This is a genomic window from Janthinobacterium sp. BHSEK (genome assembly GCF_056174685.1).
In genome coordinates this window covers 1-17,867 of record NZ_JBWBYV010000004.1, presented here as the reverse complement: position 1 = coordinate 17,867, position 17,867 = coordinate 1, and the positions used below count along the sequence as shown (strand labels likewise).

Genomic DNA, 17,867 nt, shown 5'->3' with positions numbered 1-17,867 from the left:
ACACCAACTTTTGAGTAAGGCGCCAATTTAATTCAAGCGGCTTATGCGCTGCAAGAATATTGTTATGTAAAATATTTATTCACCAACATAAAAGCCTGACTAGTGGTTATTCAGCCACAATACGCTCAGGAGCTTGCTGTTTTATCCATTTCCCAACCCTGGCGCCGCCATGGCGGCAAGGTGGCAAAATGCTGCCTGCAAGACGGGCCCGGGCCGGTATTTGACTGTAATATCGCCATACTTGACCTTGCCGTGCTGCCCCATCCCAGTGCAGCGGCGGCGCGCCGCACCATTGCCGACCTTATCCATGCCAGAACCGAGCCAGCACAGCCACGACATCATTTCCTCCCCCGCCGCCGCCCAGGCCGCGCATATGCTGCTGGGCGCCCATTGCGACATCGTCTGGAGCACGAAAACCTTCGGCCAGTTCGATGCCGACCAGCCCTCCTGGCGCGCCTTCACGGGCCAGACGGAAGCCGAACTGCTGGGCCGCGGCTGGCTCAATGCCCTGCACCCGGACGACCGTAACTTGCCTTACGTCATGCCGTCACATCTGACGACCGTGTTCGAAGCGGAATACCGGCTGCGCCACGTCAGCGGCAGCTACCGCAATATGCTCGTGCGCATGCTGCCCGTGCTGGCGCCCGACGGCAGCATCGTTGAATGGCTGGGCTCGCATTGCGACGTGACGCAGCAACGGCAGACGGAACAGCGGCTGCGCCTGGCCATGCAAGGCGGCCGCATGGGCACGTGGGAGATCGACCTGGGCAGCGGCAGCATGGCTTGCTCCGACGCCTTCAAGGCCAACCTGGGCTTGCCGCCTGCCAGCCACATCGATTACGCGCAGCTGACGGGCGCCATGCTCGACGGCGACCTGCAGCAGTGGCAAACGGTGGTGCACGCGGCCATCGCCAGCGATTTCGAGATCGATATCCGCGTGCGCTGGCCCGACAGTTCGCTGCACTGGGCGCACATGCGCGGCACCTGCGCCAGCGACGGCGCCGGCAATGTGATCGCCCTGTCCGGCATTTCGCTCGACCTGACGGCCAGCAAGCAAAACGAGGAAACCCTGCGCCTGACCCTGGCGGCCGGCGAAGTGGCCACCTGGAACTGGGACATCGTTGCCGACCGCGTCACGGCCGACAGTAATATGGCGCGCTTGTTCCCCGTCAATGCCGACGCGCCCACGGCGCCGCCGCTGGCGCGCTACCTGGACATCATCCATCCCGATGACCGCGAGCAAGTCAGCGCGCAGATTGCCCAGGCCATGCACGCGCACGCGCCATTCGAGGCCAGCTACCGCGTCGCTGCCGGCGATGGCCAGTACCGCTCGGTCATCGCGCGGGGCCGCGCGGAATACGCGCCCGATGGCACGCCTTTGCAATTTCCTGGCGTGCTGCTCGACATCACGCGCCAGAAACAGGTGGAAGATGCGCTGCGGCGCAGCGAGGAACGCTACCGCACCCTGATCGAGCTGATGGACCAGGCCTTCTGCGTCATTGAAATGCTGTACGACGAGCAAGGCCGTCCCGTGGACTTCCGCTACCTGGAAGGCAACGCCGCCTTCGTCAAGCAGTCGGGCCTCGACAATGCCATCGGCAAGACCATCCGCAGCTTCGTGCCCGACCATGACCAGCACTGGTTCGACCTGTACGACCAGGTCGTCAAGACGGGCGAGCCCGTGCGCTACGAAAACGAAGCCGTGGCCATGGAGCGCTGGTTCGAAGTTTTTGCGGCGCGCCTGGGCGGCCCCGGCAGCCGCCTGCTGACGGTGCTGTTCAGCGACATCAGCGAACGCAAGCGCTCGGAACAGCAGCTGCGCCAGCTGGCCGACAACCTGTCCGAGATGGACCGACGCAAGACGGAATTCCTCGCCACCCTGGCGCACGAACTGCGCAACCCGCTGGCACCGATCCGCAACGGCTTGCAAATCATGCGCCTGGCCGCCGACAAGCCCGCCACCGTGGCCCGCGTACGCGATGTGATGGAGCGGCAAGTCAATCAGATGGTGCACCTGGTCAACGACTTGCTGGACGTGGCCCGCATCACGCGGGGCCAGATCGAACTCAAGCTCGAACGCGCGGACTTGAAAACCATCATCGCCAGCGCCGTGGAAACGAGCACGCCGCTGATCGAAGCGAGCCGCCACCAGTTGCAAGTGGTGCTCGACGAGCAGGCGCTGCCGCTCGAGGCCGACCCCACGCGGCTGGCGCAAGTGCTGGGCAATTTGCTCAACAACGCCGCCAAGTACACGCCCGCCGGCGGCCACATCGCCTTGCGCGCGGTACGCGATGGGGACGCGGTCTTGATCGAAGTCAGGGACAGCGGCGTGGGCATCCCCGCCGAATCGATCGCCACCGTCTTCGACATGTTTACCCAGGTGGGACAAAACATGGGCCGCGCCCAGGGCGGCCTGGGCATCGGCCTGTCGCTGGTGCGGCGCCTGGCCGAGCTGCATGGCGGCAGCGCCACGGCGGCCAGTCCCGGTGCCGGCCTGGGCAGCACATTTACCGTGCGCCTGCCGCTGCTGAACGAGAAAGCCACAGCCCCCGCCGCACCGGATGCGCCCGCGCCCGCGGCCAGCGCCCGCCATTTCCGCGTGCTGGTGGTCGACGACAACGTCGATGCGGCCGATACCCTGGCGGCCGTGCTCGACATGATGGGCCATGCCACGCAAGTGGCCCACGATGGCGCCCAGGCGCTGGCCGTGGCGCCGCAATTCTTGCCTGACGTCATCTTCCTCGACATCGGCTTGCCCGGCATGAACGGCTACGAAGTGGCGCGCGCGCTGCGCCGGATACCGGCCGGCGCCAGCGTCGTGCTCGTCGCATTGACGGGCTGGGGCGCCGAAAACGACCGCAGCCAGTCGAGCGCGGCCGGCTTCGACCACCATCTGACCAAACCGGCCAACCTGCTCGCCATCGGCGAACTGCTGGCTACCCTTTCCACTCCCAAAATACCTACAGACCATGACTGACTCCCCGAACCACGTCCGCCGCCACCTCCTGCTGGCCAGCGGCGTCGCCCTGCTGTGCCCAACGCCGCTGCTGTTTGCCGCGCCCGCCACCGGCATCGCCGCCGCCCACACGCAGCTGGCCGCGCTGGAACAGGCCGCCGGCGGACGCCTCGGCGTTGCCGCCTGGCGCCAGGGCAGCGAGCAGCGCCTTGCCTACCGCGCCGACGAACGCTTCCCCCTGGCCAGCACCTTCAAGGCCATGCTGGCGGGCGCCGTGCTGGCCCGCAGCGTCAGCCAGCCGGGCTTGCTGGACCAGCACGTGCGTTACGAAAAAAAGGAACTGGTCACCTATTCGCCCATCACGGAAAAGCATCTGGCCGACGGCATGCGCGTGGCCGAGCTGTGCGCCGCCACCTTGCAGTACAGCGACAATAGCGCGGCCAATTTCCTGATGACATTATTGGGCGGGCCGCAAGCCGTGACGGCGTTTGCGCGCAGCATCGGCAACACGGTATTCCAGCTGGAACGCTGGGAAACGGAACTCAACAGCGCCATCCCCGGCGAAGTGCGCGACACGGCCAGCCCCGCGTCGATGGCGCACAGCTTGCAGCAATTATTATTGGGAAATAGTTTGCCGGCGCTGCAGCGCCAGCAACTGGACGTCTGGATGCGCGGCAACACGACGGGCGACAAGCGCATCCGCGCCGGCGTGCCTGCCGGCTGGCAGGTGGCGGATAAAACGGGCTCGGGCGCCTACGGCAGCGTCAACGACATCGGTGTGGCCTATCCGCCCAGCGGCGCGCCGCTGCTCATCGCCGTGTACTACACGCGCGAACAGAAAAACGCGGACACGAATCAGGACATCATCACGGCCGCCACGCGTATCGCGACGGCCGCGTTGGCGTAATTACTTCGGCAGTGCGGCCATGAAACCCGCATACGTGGACCAGGCGGGGTCGGCCGCGCTGCGGATTTCAATCGGGAACTTTGGACGCGGCGCCAGCGCCGTGTTCAGGCGGTTGAAGAATTCTTCGCCCGACTGCGTGTAATAAATCCATTCGCGCAAGTTTTCGCCCGTCGACACGAGCGCCAGGGTGGCGAAACCGTCTTCTTCCACCACGGGCGCCAGCGCCGCTTCCAGCTCTTCCATGTGCTCGCGCTCATTCGGCGCGGGCATGCCCGTCTCGTCTTCGTAACGCCAGGCGATGATGATGCGGTCCGGCTGCGACGACAGGTCCCAGTCGTCATGGAAGGCGTCGACATAGCGGTAGATGATGGCCATCTCGTCGCTATGCGTGACGATGGTGCCCCAGCTGCGGGCGGAAGTGGAATTTTCGTTCATGGTTGCAATAATCAAAAAAATAAATCGAGGGAGCGCAGCTTACAGCACTGGCGGGCAAGTCACATTCCAGGCGTCATATTGGGCACCGCTCTTGCGCAGCCAGACGCGGGCGTAGCTGTCGCGGTCGCTCTTGAACACCAGCGCGTAGCGCTCTTCGGCACGCGGTGCGGCGGCGCCCACGTCGACGGCCGCCAGCGTAAACTTCAGCGCGCGCAATGGGGCGCAGGCTGTGTTACCCGCCATCAATAATCGCGCCCGCTCCAGCAGCGGCTTCTGGTACAGCAACACGCCTTCCAGTTCCACATCGGGAATCCGTTGCAGCATGCGCACGGGCTCGGCCACCGCGCGGCAAGTGCCACGGTCGAGCCAGGCGTAATACTCCATGCCCGCCTCCTGCCAGCGCGCCTGCTTGCCTTCGCCGTGCAGCACGAACTTGGTGCGCTGCGTCCGGCACAGCACGCCATGGCCGCGATACGGCGGCGCTTCCACGCTGCCCACCACTTCGCTGCCGCGGCCACCGACCACGGGCACGCTCTCGAACACGGTGCGCGTGGCCGGTTCGCCCGGATATTGCTGCGCATAAAAATCCAGCAAGGACGCGCGCTGCTGCGCATCCACCGCCACCGCCTCGGCGGCACTGGCAGAGAGGCACGCAGCCGATACGGTAAAGAGCGCTGCAGAGCGCATGAAATATCCTGGCATGGCATTCCTTCAATCGACGTTCAGGGGCGGGTATCGCCCAAGCGCCGATTATATAGTTACCAGGAAATGCCAGGCGGACGGCCGTCAGGACGTGCGCAAGGTGGCAAAGGCGAAACAGACTTGATATTTAGTAAGAATCTGTCTTGCTGCTCAATACATCCATCAACAATTGCCGCTTCGCCAGCAAGGCTGGATCAAACGCCGTCCACTGTTCCAGCCGAAACGCATACGCGGGCGCCATCATCCAGCCGAACACTTCCGCCTTGTCTTCCTCGGGGCCGTAGGCGGCGTACAGGCTCACCAGCCCGGGCTGCGGGTGGCCCAGGTTCTGGAAACCCTTGCCGTAGGCCGTGGCGCCGCCCTGGCCATAGGCCATGCCGGGCGGGTTCAAGGCCAGCCAGGCGGGGTCGCGGTAATAGAAATCGTTGAACAGGCGGTATTCGATGAAGTGGTAATACTCGTGGTGCACGCGCAATTCCATGCCGGATGGACACAGTGCGGCCAGCAGGTTGTCGGCGTAGACGACGCTGTCGATGTCCGGCGCCGGCATGGCCAGGCGGCGCTGGCCGTCCACGCTCAAGTCCTTCACCAGCACGACGTGGCGCAAGCCCGTGCGCGCGAAGACGCCGGCCGGGTAGCGCTCCATGGCAGGCAGGACGATGCTGAGCAGCAATTGCAGCCCGGCACGGTCCTGCTCCGACTCCGTAAAGGCGTGCGCCGCGCTGCCGGGCATGGACAAGGTCCAGGCGGGCGCCAGTTGCAGGGCCGCCAGGCGTGCCGTGGCAATGGCCTGCAGTTGCGCCACGCTGGCGTCCTGTGGCGCGACGGGCGCATAACGCACGTTCCAGTCGCACTCGCTGCGCATGCTGTCTTGCTGGGCGGCACGCTCGAACGCTTGCAGGTCGGCCGCCGATGGCGCGGACGGGCCGGTGCTGGCGCAAGCGGACAGCAGTACGGCGGCAAGACAGGACAGCAAACGGCAAGCAGGCATGGGATCTTTCACAGGCATAAAAATGGGGCGCAATCGCTGCGCCCCATTGTACAAGCTGCTAGTTCCTTACAGCATCAGCGCTGGTAATTCTTGAAGAAATTCCAGCTGATCACGGTGGCGTCCGGGCCCAGCTCGTCGCTGAATGGCCAGCCGGGAGGACCGCCGCTCCACGCGTGGTTCATGCCCTCGACCGTGTACTTTTGCGCGATGACGGCGCCGTTGTGCAGGTAGGTGTCGATGGAATAGCTGCGGCCGTACGGCACGGTCTGGCGCACGATGCTGTCGGCACGATAGCGCACGCTGTCATTGTCGAGGCCATCGTCGCCGTAATCGCTGGTCTGCAGGAATTGTTCGATGGTCTGTTCGCCGTTGACGGGGTTGACGACGATGTCGGAAGTGCCGTGGAACACCATCGTCGGCATCAGCCGGCGCGGCGAACCGGAGCAGCGCCAGGCATCCTTGCCGCGCACTTTCGGGTCGAAGGAGCTGCCGTTGAACAGCGAGTCGGCGGCCGTGACCAGGCCGGTGGCGCCCTTGTACATGCCGCCCGAATGCACCATCACGGCAGCGAACACATCGGAATAACAGGCGGCCATGATGGACGCCATGGCGCCGCCGGCCGAGATGCCCGTCACGTACACGCGGCTGTCCTGCACCGCGTAGTTATTCTTGACCTTGTTCAAGATGCCCATCAGCACGGCCGGCTCGCCCGTGCCCCGCTCCTGGTTCAGGGGCAGCATGAAATTCCAGCAGCGCATGGGATTGGCCGTGACGTTCTGGCGCGGGTAGACGACGATGAAGTTTTCACTGTCGGCCAGCTGGTTGTAGCGGCTGACGGCGGCCATGCTGTTCGGTTCCGAACCGCAGCCGTGCAGCATCAGCACCACGGGCAGCGGCGTATTGGGATTGTAATTGCTCGGTAGCCAGACCTGGTATTCGCGCGAACCCCACAGGCTCGCGTACAGGCCGAAGTCCCACTGCCCGGCGGCAGCCGGCAGCGCGGCCAGCAAGCCGCAGGCGGCGATCAGTGCAGATAACAAGTGACGCAGTTGCTGATACAGATTTGCCATGCCAGTCTCCTGATTATTATTCACGACGAAAACAGCGACAACGACCCGGCTTGACGCCCGTCAAGCCGGCACTTCCGGCCGGCGAGGCCGGACCCAGCGGGTCCAGCCCCGGCAGTGAAGAACTTTAAAATTTGTAGCCAGCCTTGGCGATGATCTGGCGCGGCGGACCATAGAAAGCGTCGAGGATGAACACGGCCGGTATGTTGTAGCCATCCGTGCGGTAGCGCTTGTTGCCCAGGTTGCTGCCGTGCAAACTGAAGGTCCAGTTCTTCGGCGCTTCCCACACGACGCCGGCCGTCCAGATACTGTAGCCGCCCTGCGCCAGGGTTTCGCTCAAGTCCGTCGTCGGATACACCTTGCTGCGGTAGCCATAGCCGAGCATGCTGCGCAAGGCGCCGCCGAACACGTCGCGGTCCGTGCGCGTCACGTTCAAGCCCACTTGCCGGGCTGGCGTATTGCTGAACTTTTGCGTATCCGCAATGTTCTTGCCTCCGCTCATGAACTCGTCATAGTTGGCATCGAGCAAGGCGAGGAAGCCGTTGACTTCCCACTGGCGGTTCGGCCGCCACGAAAACTCGAACTCGGCGCCTTTCACGGTCCCCTTGCCCGCATTCGTGAAGTCGCCATAGAAGCCCGGCACGCCGCCCGGCTGCACATAGCTGGTGAAGACGGACAATTGAATATCCTTGTAGCGGTTGTAGAACAGGGCCACATTGGCGTCGAAGGTGTCGTCCGGCGCCGCATACTTCATGCCCACTTCCAGCGCGTCGAGTTTTTCATCCTTGTAGGGCCGCGCGGAATCGGGCACCACCAGGTTGTTGGCGCGCACGTTGTAGCCGCCGGACTTGAAGCCGCGCGACAGATTGCTATAGAAATTCGTCGTCTTCGACGCTTCATAGCGCACGGAGATTTTCGGCGAGGTATTGCTCACCGACAAGGACTTGTCGAAGTCGGCCGCCGTCTGGATGGGCCGCGTGAAGCCCACGTCGGCAAAAGCGCGGTTGAGCACGATGGCGCGCTTTTCCTCGCGCGTATGGCGCAAGCCCACATTGATGCTCCACACCTTGCCCAGCGGCCAGGTCCAGTCCGTGTACAGCGCCGTGCTGTCCGTCTCCACCGTGCTGACGGCGGCCGTGAACTGGCGCCCCAGGAAGTTGTTGTAGATGCCGCCGCCGGCCGTGCCTTCAAAGCGGTACAGGCCGATCACGCCGGCGCCATAGTCGCCGCTGTATGACGCCTGCAATTCCAGGCTTTTCTGTTCGTCGCGCGAATCGCCGAAGACGTCGGCAATCGGTTGCGGCAAGCCGTCGAAGTCGATGGTTTGCTCGGACGTGCTGCGCCGCTTGGCGCCGATTACTTTCACGGACCAGTCATTCGACAGCGTGTAATTGGCCACCAGCGAACCGCCCCGGTTGTGCGTGAAGTTGTTGCCCGGCATACCGCTCTGGATGTCATACGCATCCGTGCTGGCGGGCCGCTTGAGCGGATCGAAAGCGCTCACGCCCATGCGCTGGAAGCCGCGCACGCCCGATTTGTCGTCCGTGGCGTCCAGGCTCAGCACGACGGTGAGGGGGATGTCCTGCGGAAAGTAGCCGACGGACAGGCGCGCGGCCGTGCTGTCCTGGTCGCTGACCTGTTCGCCGTTAAACGTGTTGCGGCCGAATCCGTCGCGGTCCAGTTTGGCAGCGGCCAGGCGCGCGCGCCAGGTGCCGCTCTCGTTGGCCACATTGAAGGCGGCCTTGAAGTTGCGCTGATTGTAATTGCCAATCCCTACTTCCGCCGAGGCACCGTTTTCCTTTGCCAGGGGGCGCGAAATGTACTTGATGGCGCCGCCGATGGTGTTCTTGCCGTACAAGGTGCCTTGCGGGCCGCGCAGCACTTCGATGCGCTGCACGTCGAATACGTCGAGCAAGGCGCCTTGCGGACGCGCCATATAGACGTCGTCGAAATAAATGCCCACGCCCGGGTCCACGCCCCAGACGGGGTCGGCCTGGCCGACGCCGCGGATGAAGGCCGTCAAGGTGGTATTCGTGCCGCGCGAAGCGTACACGGTCAGGTTCGGCACGCGCTCCTGCAAGTCGGCCAGGTTCTGGATATTCGCCCGTTCCAGGGCCTTGGCGGAAAACGCCGTGACGGCCAGCGGCACGTCCTGCAGCCGTTCTTCGCGGCGGCGGGCAGAGACCGTCACGGTTTCCATGCGTTCTTTTGCGTCGCTGGCGTCGCTGGCTTCCTGGGCGCTGGCGGCGGCAGACGTGGCGGCTTCCTGCGCCAGGGCCTGGGTGGAAAAGCTGAACGCACCGGCAAGAGCGAGGGCGGCGGGCATTAATTTCAAAGCAAGTTTCATAGCGTCTCCAATGTCAGGCTTGCTTACCACCAGGGAAGACGGCCGGTTTGCAGAATCGCAAGACGTCACGGTACCCGCGCGCGTGAAGCGAGCACCTGCCCTGCGATGACTGTTTCCCGGCCCCTGCCCGTGCGGCGAGTGGCCTGTTTATTTTGAATGTGTGGCGAGGAAGGACTGCAACAAGGTATTCACACGCTGCGCCTGGTCCAGGGGCGTGGCATGGCGCGAGTTCGCGATGATCTCGATCTCGCACTGCTGAAACTGTGCGGCAAAGGCCCGCTTGCTGGCGACGGGCGTGTAATCCTGGTCGGCCGCCATGATGAAGACGGGCATGACCAGGGCCTGGAAATGGATGTCGATATCCCAGTGGAAAATGGCGTCCAGCGCGGCCAGGTAGGCGCGCTTGTCCATGCCCGCCATCTGCGTGGCGAAGCGCTCAACCAGAGGCTGCTGGGCAGGATCGGGAAACAGTTTCTTGCCGATGATCTTGCCCATGGCTTTCAAGCCGAAGGTGGCGATCACCGTGCGGCGCAGCCAGTAGGCAAACAGCAAGGACGCCGGCTTGCTGCCCTGAAACGGTTGCGAATTGATCAGGCACAAACTGGCCACCCGGCCAGGGGCGCGGTTTGCCATTTCCAGGCCCACCATGCCGCCCAGGGAAAAGCCGACGATGTGCGCGCGCGGCACGTCGAGCTGGTCCATCAGGTTGAAGAGGTCGTTGGCGAAGTCGCCGATCTGCCAGTCGCCGTTCGGCGCCGGACTGGCGCCATGGCCGCGCAGGTCGGGCACGATCAGGCGATAGCTGCTGCCGAGGGCATCGATTTGCGGGCGCCAGTCTTCGGCGCAGGAACCGAGGCCGTGCAACAGGAAAATAGGCTCTGACTGCGCGGGATCGCTCTGCTCCCTGCCCAGGTCGAGGTAATGTAATGGAACATCGGATGTCGTGTGACGCCGCATTCTGTCTCCTTGCTGTTGAACATGCTTTGTGTTCAGGTGCAGGAATATGTTTTCCTGCTGTTGGAAAACATAATATGGAATCCGAATTCCGATTTCAAGTTAAATCGCTAAATATCTCAGGTCAGGTAATTTAAAGCAACACGCACCAGTTCATCCTCAAGCGCCGCGCCCGACAAAAAGGACAGCGAACCCGTCAAGGTATGCTGGTTCAGGATGCCCAGCAGCACGGGCGGCACCACCATCATCGCCTGCGTGGGGTTCGGGTGGCGGATGCTGGACGACTTGCTGGCCAGCACGGCGACCGTGCGCTGTGAAATCAGATGATTGATCTGGTGCACCCTGTCGCGGAATTGCGCATCCTGCGACGCGCGCGTGATCAGGGCGCGCAGGACACCGCTGCGCCCGCCATTCACGGCCACGAACATGGCCACCATGGCGCGGATGAAGTCTTCCAGGCTGCGTCCTTCCCACTGGCGCAGTTCCGTCAGGGTCTCGACCTTTTCCACCATGTCGGAAAAAAAGCGCTGCAGCAGCAAGCGGCTCAGGGTGTCCTTGTCGCCCAGTAAACGGTAAAACGTGCCCACCGAGGTTTCCGCCAGTTTGGCCAGGTCGGCCACGCCGATTTCATCGAAACGGTTTTCCGCCAGTAACTGTTCGCCCACCTGCAACAGGCGCTCGAACGCCTGCTTGCTGCGCGCCTGAGTGGGCTCCGGGGGAACGATCATCTGCGGGAAGGGCATCGGAAAGGAAGGCATGCGGCGTCGGCGTCTCTCGATAGTGGAACCGTGGTTCCGTTATGGGAGCACGTATTGTAACGCGGGAGACGGCCGATGGGGAGCGCCGCGTGGCGCCCTGGCGCGCGCTACCTGCCCTGCCACTCCATGTAGACGTCGGCGCGCTGGTAATGGACGTCGCCGGCGGGCCGCGCCACGTGGCTAAAACCGCTGCTTTCGTACAGGCGGATGGCGGGCGCCAGCTTGCTGTTCGACTCCAGGAACAGCAGTTGCGCGCCGCTGGCCTCGAAGGCGTCGAAGGCCCGCTCGATCAGCCGGCGCGCGATGCCCAGGCCCTGGCATTCGGGCGTGACGGCCATCTTCGACAGCTCGATGCTGCCCTCGCCGGCGCGGATCAGGGCGCAGGTGCCGACAATGCGGCCATCGAGGCGCGCCAGGAAAATCTGCCCGCCAGCGTCGAGGATCGAGCGTTGCGGATCGGACAGCACCTTGTCGTCCAGCGCCTCGACATAAAAGTAGCGCTCCAGCCAGGCGATATTCAGGCGCTTGAAATCGGCCGCGTAAGGTGCGGCGTAATCGATGATCTCCACGGCGGCCCGCTCGCGCTGGCGCCGGCAGGCGGCGATCGTCTCGCCGAAACCCTGCGCCTGCAAGCGCGCCTCGGCCCGGTCCAGGCTGGCCATCAGCTGCGGCGTGCCGTGCTCGAACACCATATCGACGGCGGCGCGCACGTCATCCCACAGGGGCGCCATGCTGCGCAGCAAGGCTTGCCCGGCGTCGGACAGCGCTAGCAGGCGGCGGCGCTCATCCTTGGCGTCCGGCAGTTCCGCCACCACGCCGGCATCGAGCAGCTTGCGCCCCAGTTGTACCACCACCGGATGCGTCTGCCCGATCTGCGCGGCCAGGGCCGTGATGGCCGTGGGACCATTGTCGCGCAGCAGCAATAACAAGGGAAAACAACGCGACGTCAGCTCGACGCCGGCCGCCAGATAGCTGGTATCGACACCGGCATACAGTTGATCGGAAAGACGGCGCAGCCGGCTGGCCAGCATCAGCGAGCCGTAGGTTTGCAGGTTGGAAGACATGTGATCAGAATATATGTAAGTAGTTACGTATACCCTAACGTAAACGGGCTTTCGGCGTCAAGCGTCGGCGCTTGTTGATCGCTTGTTGATCGCTTGTTCATCGCTTATTCATCATCGTCATCGGCCAGCGCCGCCTGCAGCCTGGCCTGGAACACGGTATCGACGACCTCCCCCAGCCCCGGCCACACCTGCGTCAGCCAGCGCCTGCCCTCCTCGCTCATCTCCACATACGGCGCATCGCGCGTGGCGCAGGCCCGGCCGATCGCGATGACTTGCCCGGCCTCTTCCAGGCCGCCGGCGATCATGGCGGCTATGGGCAAGGCGATCAGCTCGGCGGTCAGATGCGGACGCAGCAGGCAGGCGGGCGCGATGATGGCAAACGACGCTTCCACGTAGCTCCAGCAGTTGCTGGGCCAGTGGGCAGCCTTGACGGCATCGAGGAAGGCCGCGTCGCTGATCGTTTCAGGGTGGGCTTGCGCTTGCGCATAAAAAGCGGCCAGGGCGACGAGTTGGGGCGGGGAAGTCCAGGTGGGCATCAATCTTGATCCAGGTAGTGCAGCGCCAGGCTGGCGGCAAAAGCGGACTGTAGCATGTTCAATCAACACGCTGAAAGACCAATGAACGGGGCATAATCATGGCCGACGCCACTCTCGCCAGCCACAGCCATGCCAACCGCCTTTGAACTCTGGAAAGCCGAATTACTAATTGTGGGCAATATCGTCCAGGATGGCGACAGCACCACGCCGCCCGATGAAGCCCAGCGGCGCTTCCAGCGCTACTGCGCCATGCTCGATGCGCTGACGGGGAATGAAGGCGCGCACTACGCGCTGGCTATCTTTCAATCCGTGCAGGCCGAGCACGATTACGGCGCCTACCAGACGGCCAACCGCGCCGCCTGGCGCTTCGGCGAGACGGCGTATTGCACGGCCCTGCTGCACGAATTGCCGCGCCTGATCGCCACCTTGCCCGACTGGGCTGGCGACTTTCTCGTCGGTATCGCCAACGGCACCGGCACGCCCCACGCCTCGGCCATTGCCTGCTTCAACGCCCTGCTGGCCGCCGCGCCGCCCGCGCAGCAGGCGCTGGTCGCGGCATTTATTACGCAGGAAGAAGACGATGGCTGGTTCGAGCATTGCCCGGGCGTGCTGGGGCATCCGTAGGGACCGCCTGCCTTTCCACTCCCTGTCCATATAACTACTTGAGGAATATCAATGTCGGTCTACGCCATCACCATCCCCAGCTTTGCACAGATGCTGCGCTCCCTGACGACGCTGTTAACTAAAGGCGAGGAGCGCGCCCAGGCGCTGGGTTTCGATCCGCAGAACCTGCTCGATGCGCGCCTGGCGCCCGACATGCACACCCTGGCGCGGCAGGTGGAATTCACGTGTACGCAGGCGCAGGAAGCCGTGTGCCGGCTGACGCGGCAAGCGCTGCCCCGGCTCGCCACGCCCGCCAGCATGGCGGAAGCCAAGGTGCTGATCGCGCACACGCTGGACTTGCTGGCCGCCGCGGACCGCAGCGCAATCGACGACAGTGCCCAGCAGCAAGTGTCGATCACCCTGGCTGGCGGCTTGACGTTCGACATGACGGGCCTGGAATACGTGCTCAACTGGGCCACGCCGCAATTCTATTTTCACCTGGTGACGGCCTACAACATCCTGCGCCATAACGGCGTGCCGCTTGGCAAGGCCGAGTACGTACAACATATGTTTGCCTATGCACGCCCGGCATAGCCACGAGGTAGCCGTTGCCGGCGAACGCTACGCGGGCATCATGCCTGGCCACGATGGCGCCGCCGGCTACCAGTTGTTCCTGCTGCCCGGCGAGGCCGATGCCCTGCCCTGGCAAGCCGCGCTGGACTGGGCCGCGGCGCGCGGCGCCTGTTTGCCGACGCGCAGCGAACTGGCCCTGCTGCACGCCAACCTGGGCCACGCCGTCCCGGATGCCTGGTACTGGTCGTCGGAAGCGGACGCCATCCTGCCACGCATGGCCTGGAGCCACGATTTCGACAACGGCACCCAGTACAACTATCGCAAGACTTATTCTGGCCGCGCCTGCGCCGTGCGCCGGGCCGAACTGCCGCCCTCGGCCGCCGCGCCCGTCCCCTTGCGGCAGGGCGAACGCTACGCCGGCCTGATCCTCGGTACGGATGGCGCACCCGATTACCACCTGCTGCTGCTGCCGGACGAGTGCGAGCCGGAATACCAGTCCTGGCAAGCCGCATCCAACTGGGCCGCCAGCCTGGGCCACAGCCTGCCGGATCGGCGCGAGCAGACCTTGCTGTATGCGACCTTGAAAGACGCATTCCGGCCGAACTGGCACTGGTCGAGCGAGCCCGGCGACATCGAGAGCGAAAGTTGGTGCAAGGATTTCGACACGGGCGTCGCCTACCAGAACGCGCGCGAATTTGACGGCTATGCGCGCTGCGTGCGCCGCGTGCTTGCTTAGCGCTTGTATAGTGCGCGTTTGCTCACCCGAGCCGTCCCATCAAGGAAACCCATGCTGCTATCACTCGACGATCCCATCTGGCCAACCCTGGAAGGCGGCTACCGCATGCCCTATGACGTGGCCGGGGCGCTCAAGGCCATGCAGGCGGGCGAGGACGTCTGGCATGAGCTGTGGGAAGAGTTGCACCACCAGGGCGACGTGGGCGTCGCCTCGTATGCGGCCGTGCCCCAGCTCGTCCACCTGCTGGGCGGCGCCGATTCGCGCGAGGAAGATTTCTATGCGCTCATCGCCCTGATCGAGCTGGAGCGCCACCGCCCGCACAATCCGCCGCTGCCGGACTGGCTGGCCGCCAGCTATCAGGCGGCCTGGACGCAGTTGCCCGCCATCGCCGCGCGCGACCTGCAGGGCCAGCTGGACCCCGCCATGCTCGAATCCGTGTTCGCCGTGCTGGCCCTGGCCAAGGGCAGCTTGCGCCTAGGCGCCCTGCTGCTGCACATGGACTCGTCCGAAGCGGACGAGTGGCTGGAAGAGCGTCTCGGCTGGTCCGAAGTCTATGGCGCAGACGTCTAGCGGCTAAAAACGCTCGTCGCGCAGCGCCGGCAGCACCAGTTCGCGCACGAACGAGGCATTCGACAGGTTCAGCAACATGCGCACGACGGCGACGACGTCATGCACGGGGATCAGCTCGCCCTCGCCCCGCGCGGCGGCGTCCGCCAGCGGAACGGACAAGCCGTCGTAGGTATTCAGATAACCGAGCTGCAGCGCCGTCACGGCGAGCCCCTGTGCACGGAAACCTTCACGCAAGGCATCGGCGATGCCGTTCAGGGCGAATTTCGAGGCGCTGAACGTCACTTCCGGACGGCCGCTCTGGCGCAGGCCGGATGTCGAGCCCGTGAGGATCAGCTGCGGCTTGCTGCTGGCCAGCAAGCGCGGCACCAGGCGCTTGAGCAGCAAAATGGTCGACGTGATGTTGGTATTGACCATGTCGACGATGGTGTCATCCGCATCGCCGAGAAACGCGTAGTCATCGCTGAAGGCCTTTTCTTCCCATATGCCCAGGTTGTAGATCACCGCGTCCAGCGTAGCCGGCGCTTCACGCGCGATGCGTTCGACGGCCTCGGCAGGTGCGGCCAGGTCCGCCGCGATCCATTGCAGCCGTGTGTCCTGGCCGGCAGGCAAGTCGGCGGGTTGCTGGCGCGATACGCCGATGACGGCATGGCCGTCAGCGAGCAAACCGTCCACCAGCGCGCGTCCCAGGCCCCGGCTGGCGCCCACGATCATGATATGCATACTGTGTCCTTTCCAATGAAGTCAACGCGGATGATAGCGGCGTTGTATTAAGCACAGCTGAGGCGGCTCCCCATACGCGCCGCGTTTACTCACGCGGCGGAAATGCGTATGCTAGATCGGGCAATCTCCGATAACACACAAGAACGAGACACATGCCTACCTCCAACACCGCCGCAAGCAACGCCGCAAGCCGTCCCCTCACGCAACAAGACTACAAGACCCTGTCGCTGGCCGCCCTCGGCGGCGCGCTGGAGTTCTACGATTTCATCATCTTCGTCTTCTTTGCCAACGCCATCGGCCAGTTGTTCTTCCCGCCGGAAATGCCGGACTGGCTGCGTTTACTGCAAACCTTCGGCATCTTCGCCGCCGGCTACGTCGTGCGTCCGCTGGGCGGCATCGTCATGGCCCACTTCGGCGACTTGCTCGGCCGCAAGCGCATGTTCACCCTCTCCATCCTGATGATGGCCGTGCCGACCCTGCTGATCGGCCTGCTGCCCACCTACGCCAGCATCGGCCTGGCCGCCCCGCTGCTGCTGCTCTTGATGCGCATCTTCCAGGGCGCGGCCGTGGGCGGCGAAGTGCCGGGCGCCTGGGTGTTTGTCTCGGAACACGTGCCGAGCCGCTACACGGGCTTTGCCTGCGGCGTGCTGACGGCCGGCCTGACGGTCGGCATCCTGCTCGGTTCGCTCGTCGCGACGGGCCTCAACACCGTCTATACGCCGGCGGAAATCGCCGACGGCGCCTGGCGCTATCCGTTCTTGCTGGGCGGTATCTTCGGCTTTGGCGCCATGTATCTGCGCCGCTGGCTGCATGAAACCCCGGTCTTCGCGGAAATGCAGCAGCGCAAGGCGCTGGCCACGGAAATGCCTTTGAAATCCGTGCTGCGCAGCCACCGCGGCGCCGTCGCCGTATCGATGCTGCTGACGTGGATGCTGTCGGCCGGCATCGTCGTCGTCATCCTGATGACGCCTGCCCTGCTGCAAAAGATCCACCACATCGCGCCGCGCACCACGCTGGTGGCCAATACCGTGGCGACCCTGTGCCTGGCCTTCGGCTGCATCATCGCCGGCATGCTGGCCGACCGCCTGGGCGGCAAGCGCGTGATCTTCACCGGCTCCGTGCTGCTGGCCATCAGTACCTATATCTTCTACACGACGATAGGCAGCCGCCCCGACCTGCTGCTGCCCCTGTACGCGATGACGGGCCTGTTCGTCGGCGTCGTCGGCGCCGTGCCCTACGTGCTGGTACAGGCGTTCCCGGCGCAAGTGCGCTTCTCGGGACTGTCGTTTTCCTACAACTTGTCGTACGCGATATTCGGCGGCCTGACGCCCGTGGTCGTGACCCTGATGCTGAAGAACAACGTGCTGGGCCCCGCCTATTATGTGATCGGCGTGTGCGTGATCGGCATGCTGACGGCGCTGTTCATCAAGGACCAGCGGCAGACGGTGGGACGCTAGATTCGGGCCCTGCGGCAATCACCGCAACACTATTTCCCCAGGCAGGCGCCAGGTGCGCCTGCCATCATTTCCAGGCTACAGACATGCATGCCCACCGTCCCGCACTGATCATCATCGACATGCAACAAGGCATGGCCAGCCCTGCCGCCGGAAGCCGCAACAATCCCGCCGCGGAACGCCAGATCGCCACGCTGCTCCAAGCCTGGCGCGCAGCGGACGCCACCGTCGTGCATGTGCGCCACATTTCCAGAACGCCAGGCTCGCCCTTCTGGCCCGGCCAGCCCGGCGTGGAATTCCAGGCAGCGCTGGCGCCGTTACCGGAAGAGCATGTCGTGGAGAAAAATGTGCCCGATGCCTTCATCCATTCGGGACTGGAACGCTGGCTGCGCGTGCGCAGCATCAGCAAGCTGGTCATCGTGGGCGTCAGCACCAACAATTCCGTGGAATCGAGCGCGCGCACGGCGGGTAATCTGGGCTTTGCCACGCAGGTG

General features: G+C 64.3%; 18 protein-coding genes. 8 read left to right on the top strand and 10 right to left on the bottom strand.

Annotation, left to right across the window (positions count from 1 at the left end; genetic code table 11):
- The first annotated feature begins 307 nt into the window (after window positions 1–307).
- A complete protein-coding gene (locus AC0V2Y_RS02360) occupies window positions 308–2,977 on the top strand; it encodes a hybrid sensor histidine kinase/response regulator (protein ID WP_475417406.1) in 2,670 nt (889 codons plus the stop codon).
- Entirely contained in the window at window positions 2,970–3,863 is an 894-nt protein-coding gene (bla, locus tag AC0V2Y_RS02355) for a class A beta-lactamase (protein WP_475417407.1), read from the top strand. The genes AC0V2Y_RS02360 and bla overlap by 8 nt, the downstream gene beginning before the upstream one ends.
- Here bla and AC0V2Y_RS02350 read toward each other — a convergent pair whose 3' ends face one another.
- The 9 genes from AC0V2Y_RS02350 to AC0V2Y_RS02310 form a co-directional block, all read right to left on the bottom strand.
- Window positions 3,864–4,298 (bottom strand): DUF695 domain-containing protein, encoded by a 435-nt coding sequence (locus AC0V2Y_RS02350; RefSeq protein ID WP_051992096.1) that lies wholly within the window; start codon window positions 4,296–4,298, stop codon window positions 3,864–3,866.
- Window positions 4,299–4,337: 39 nt separating this feature from the next.
- Complete coding sequence (locus AC0V2Y_RS02345; protein ID WP_475417408.1) at window positions 4,338–4,985, bottom strand: hypothetical protein; 648 nt, start codon at window positions 4,983–4,985, stop codon at window positions 4,338–4,340.
- A 142-nt stretch (window positions 4,986–5,127) separates the two neighbouring features.
- Complete coding sequence (locus AC0V2Y_RS02340; RefSeq protein ID WP_475417409.1) at window positions 5,128–5,991, bottom strand: hypothetical protein; 864 nt, start codon at window positions 5,989–5,991, stop codon at window positions 5,128–5,130.
- Window positions 5,992–6,065: 74 nt separating this feature from the next.
- On the bottom strand, window positions 6,066–7,061 hold the full coding sequence (locus tag AC0V2Y_RS02335) for an extracellular catalytic domain type 1 short-chain-length polyhydroxyalkanoate depolymerase (RefSeq protein ID WP_475417410.1): 996 nt from the start codon (window positions 7,059–7,061) through the stop codon (window positions 6,066–6,068).
- Window positions 7,062–7,185: 124 nt separating this feature from the next.
- Window positions 7,186–9,405, bottom strand: coding sequence for a TonB-dependent receptor (locus AC0V2Y_RS02330; RefSeq protein ID WP_475417411.1), 2,220 nt, complete (start codon window positions 9,403–9,405; stop codon window positions 7,186–7,188).
- A gap of 147 nt (window positions 9,406–9,552) precedes the next feature.
- Window positions 9,553–10,362: an alpha/beta fold hydrolase gene (locus tag AC0V2Y_RS02325; RefSeq protein WP_475417412.1), complete on the bottom strand. Its 810-nt coding sequence runs from the start codon at window positions 10,360–10,362 to the stop codon at window positions 9,553–9,555.
- Window positions 10,363–10,478: 116 nt separating this feature from the next.
- On the bottom strand, window positions 10,479–11,117 hold the full coding sequence (locus AC0V2Y_RS02320) for a TetR/AcrR family transcriptional regulator (protein ID WP_198521383.1): 639 nt from the start codon (window positions 11,115–11,117) through the stop codon (window positions 10,479–10,481).
- A 107-nt stretch (window positions 11,118–11,224) separates the two neighbouring features.
- Window positions 11,225–12,181, bottom strand: a complete 957-nt coding sequence (locus AC0V2Y_RS02315) for a bifunctional helix-turn-helix transcriptional regulator/GNAT family N-acetyltransferase (protein ID WP_475417413.1) — start codon at window positions 12,179–12,181, stop codon at window positions 11,225–11,227.
- Window positions 12,182–12,285: 104 nt separating this feature from the next.
- On the bottom strand, window positions 12,286–12,717 hold the full coding sequence (locus AC0V2Y_RS02310; RefSeq protein WP_475417414.1) for a hypothetical protein: 432 nt from the start codon (window positions 12,715–12,717) through the stop codon (window positions 12,286–12,288).
- A 129-nt stretch (window positions 12,718–12,846) separates the two neighbouring features.
- On the opposite strand from AC0V2Y_RS02310, the gene AC0V2Y_RS02305 reads away from it, so the two are divergent.
- Genes AC0V2Y_RS02305 through AC0V2Y_RS02290 form a run of 4 tightly spaced genes read left to right on the top strand, consistent with a single transcriptional unit; the run spans window position 12,847 to window position 15,199 of the window.
- Window positions 12,847–13,341, top strand: coding sequence for a hypothetical protein (locus AC0V2Y_RS02305; protein WP_475417415.1), 495 nt, complete (start codon window positions 12,847–12,849; stop codon window positions 13,339–13,341).
- Between the two features lie 51 nt (window positions 13,342–13,392).
- Window positions 13,393–13,914: a DUF1993 domain-containing protein gene (locus AC0V2Y_RS02300; RefSeq protein WP_475417416.1), complete on the top strand. Its 522-nt coding sequence runs from the start codon at window positions 13,393–13,395 to the stop codon at window positions 13,912–13,914.
- Window positions 13,898–14,629, top strand: coding sequence for an Lcl C-terminal domain-containing protein (locus tag AC0V2Y_RS02295; RefSeq protein WP_475417417.1), 732 nt, complete (start codon window positions 13,898–13,900; stop codon window positions 14,627–14,629). Before AC0V2Y_RS02300 ends, AC0V2Y_RS02295 begins: the two co-directional genes overlap by 17 nt.
- Window positions 14,630–14,680: 51 nt before the next feature.
- Window positions 14,681–15,199, top strand: a complete 519-nt coding sequence (locus AC0V2Y_RS02290; protein ID WP_475417418.1) for a hypothetical protein — start codon at window positions 14,681–14,683, stop codon at window positions 15,197–15,199.
- Window positions 15,200–15,202: 3 nt separating this feature from the next.
- On the opposite strand, the gene AC0V2Y_RS02285 is transcribed toward AC0V2Y_RS02290, so the two are convergent.
- The gene (locus AC0V2Y_RS02285; protein ID WP_475417419.1) at window positions 15,203–15,919 is read right to left on the bottom strand and encodes an SDR family oxidoreductase; all 717 of its coding nucleotides are present in this window, start codon (window positions 15,917–15,919) and stop codon (window positions 15,203–15,205) included.
- A gap of 152 nt (window positions 15,920–16,071) precedes the next feature.
- On the opposite strand from AC0V2Y_RS02285, the gene AC0V2Y_RS02280 reads away from it, so the two are divergent.
- Together AC0V2Y_RS02280 and AC0V2Y_RS02275 are read left to right on the top strand one after the other, a co-directional pair.
- Entirely contained in the window at window positions 16,072–17,376 is a 1,305-nt protein-coding gene (locus AC0V2Y_RS02280; RefSeq protein ID WP_475417420.1) for an MFS transporter, read from the top strand.
- Window positions 17,377–17,459: 83 nt separating this feature from the next.
- The coding region (locus AC0V2Y_RS02275) for a cysteine hydrolase family protein (protein ID WP_475418319.1) at window positions 17,460–17,867 on the top strand (408 nt) is incomplete at its 3' end.

Bases quoted from the DNA above. Each gene is read 5' to 3' on its own strand.
- AC0V2Y_RS02360 (WP_475417406.1), top strand. From the start codon at position 308: ATGCCAGAACCGAGCCAGCACAGCCACGACATCATTTCCTCCCCCGCC.
- bla (WP_475417407.1), top strand. From the start codon at position 2,970: ATGACTGACTCCCCGAACCACGTCCGCCGCCACCTCCTGCTGGCCAGC.
- AC0V2Y_RS02350 (WP_051992096.1), bottom strand. From the start codon at position 4,298: ATGAACGAAAATTCCACTTCCGCCCGCAGCTGGGGCACCATCGTCACG.
- AC0V2Y_RS02345 (WP_475417408.1), bottom strand. From the start codon at position 4,985: ATGCGCTCTGCAGCGCTCTTTACCGTATCGGCTGCGTGCCTCTCTGCC.
- AC0V2Y_RS02340 (WP_475417409.1), bottom strand. From the start codon at position 5,991: ATGCCTGCTTGCCGTTTGCTGTCCTGTCTTGCCGCCGTACTGCTGTCC.
- AC0V2Y_RS02335 (WP_475417410.1), bottom strand. From the start codon at position 7,061: ATGGCAAATCTGTATCAGCAACTGCGTCACTTGTTATCTGCACTGATC.
- AC0V2Y_RS02330 (WP_475417411.1), bottom strand. From the start codon at position 9,405: ATGAAACTTGCTTTGAAATTAATGCCCGCCGCCCTCGCTCTTGCCGGT.
- AC0V2Y_RS02325 (WP_475417412.1), bottom strand. From the start codon at position 10,362: ATGCGGCGTCACACGACATCCGATGTTCCATTACATTACCTCGACCTG.
- AC0V2Y_RS02320 (WP_198521383.1), bottom strand. From the start codon at position 11,117: ATGCCTTCCTTTCCGATGCCCTTCCCGCAGATGATCGTTCCCCCGGAG.
- AC0V2Y_RS02315 (WP_475417413.1), bottom strand. From the start codon at position 12,181: ATGTCTTCCAACCTGCAAACCTACGGCTCGCTGATGCTGGCCAGCCGG.
- AC0V2Y_RS02310 (WP_475417414.1), bottom strand. From the start codon at position 12,717: ATGCCCACCTGGACTTCCCCGCCCCAACTCGTCGCCCTGGCCGCTTTT.
- AC0V2Y_RS02305 (WP_475417415.1), top strand. From the start codon at position 12,847: ATGCCAACCGCCTTTGAACTCTGGAAAGCCGAATTACTAATTGTGGGC.
- AC0V2Y_RS02300 (WP_475417416.1), top strand. From the start codon at position 13,393: ATGTCGGTCTACGCCATCACCATCCCCAGCTTTGCACAGATGCTGCGC.
- AC0V2Y_RS02295 (WP_475417417.1), top strand. From the start codon at position 13,898: ATGCACGCCCGGCATAGCCACGAGGTAGCCGTTGCCGGCGAACGCTAC.
- AC0V2Y_RS02290 (WP_475417418.1), top strand. From the start codon at position 14,681: ATGCTGCTATCACTCGACGATCCCATCTGGCCAACCCTGGAAGGCGGC.
- AC0V2Y_RS02285 (WP_475417419.1), bottom strand. From the start codon at position 15,919: ATGCATATCATGATCGTGGGCGCCAGCCGGGGCCTGGGACGCGCGCTG.
- AC0V2Y_RS02280 (WP_475417420.1), top strand. From the start codon at position 16,072: ATGCCTACCTCCAACACCGCCGCAAGCAACGCCGCAAGCCGTCCCCTC.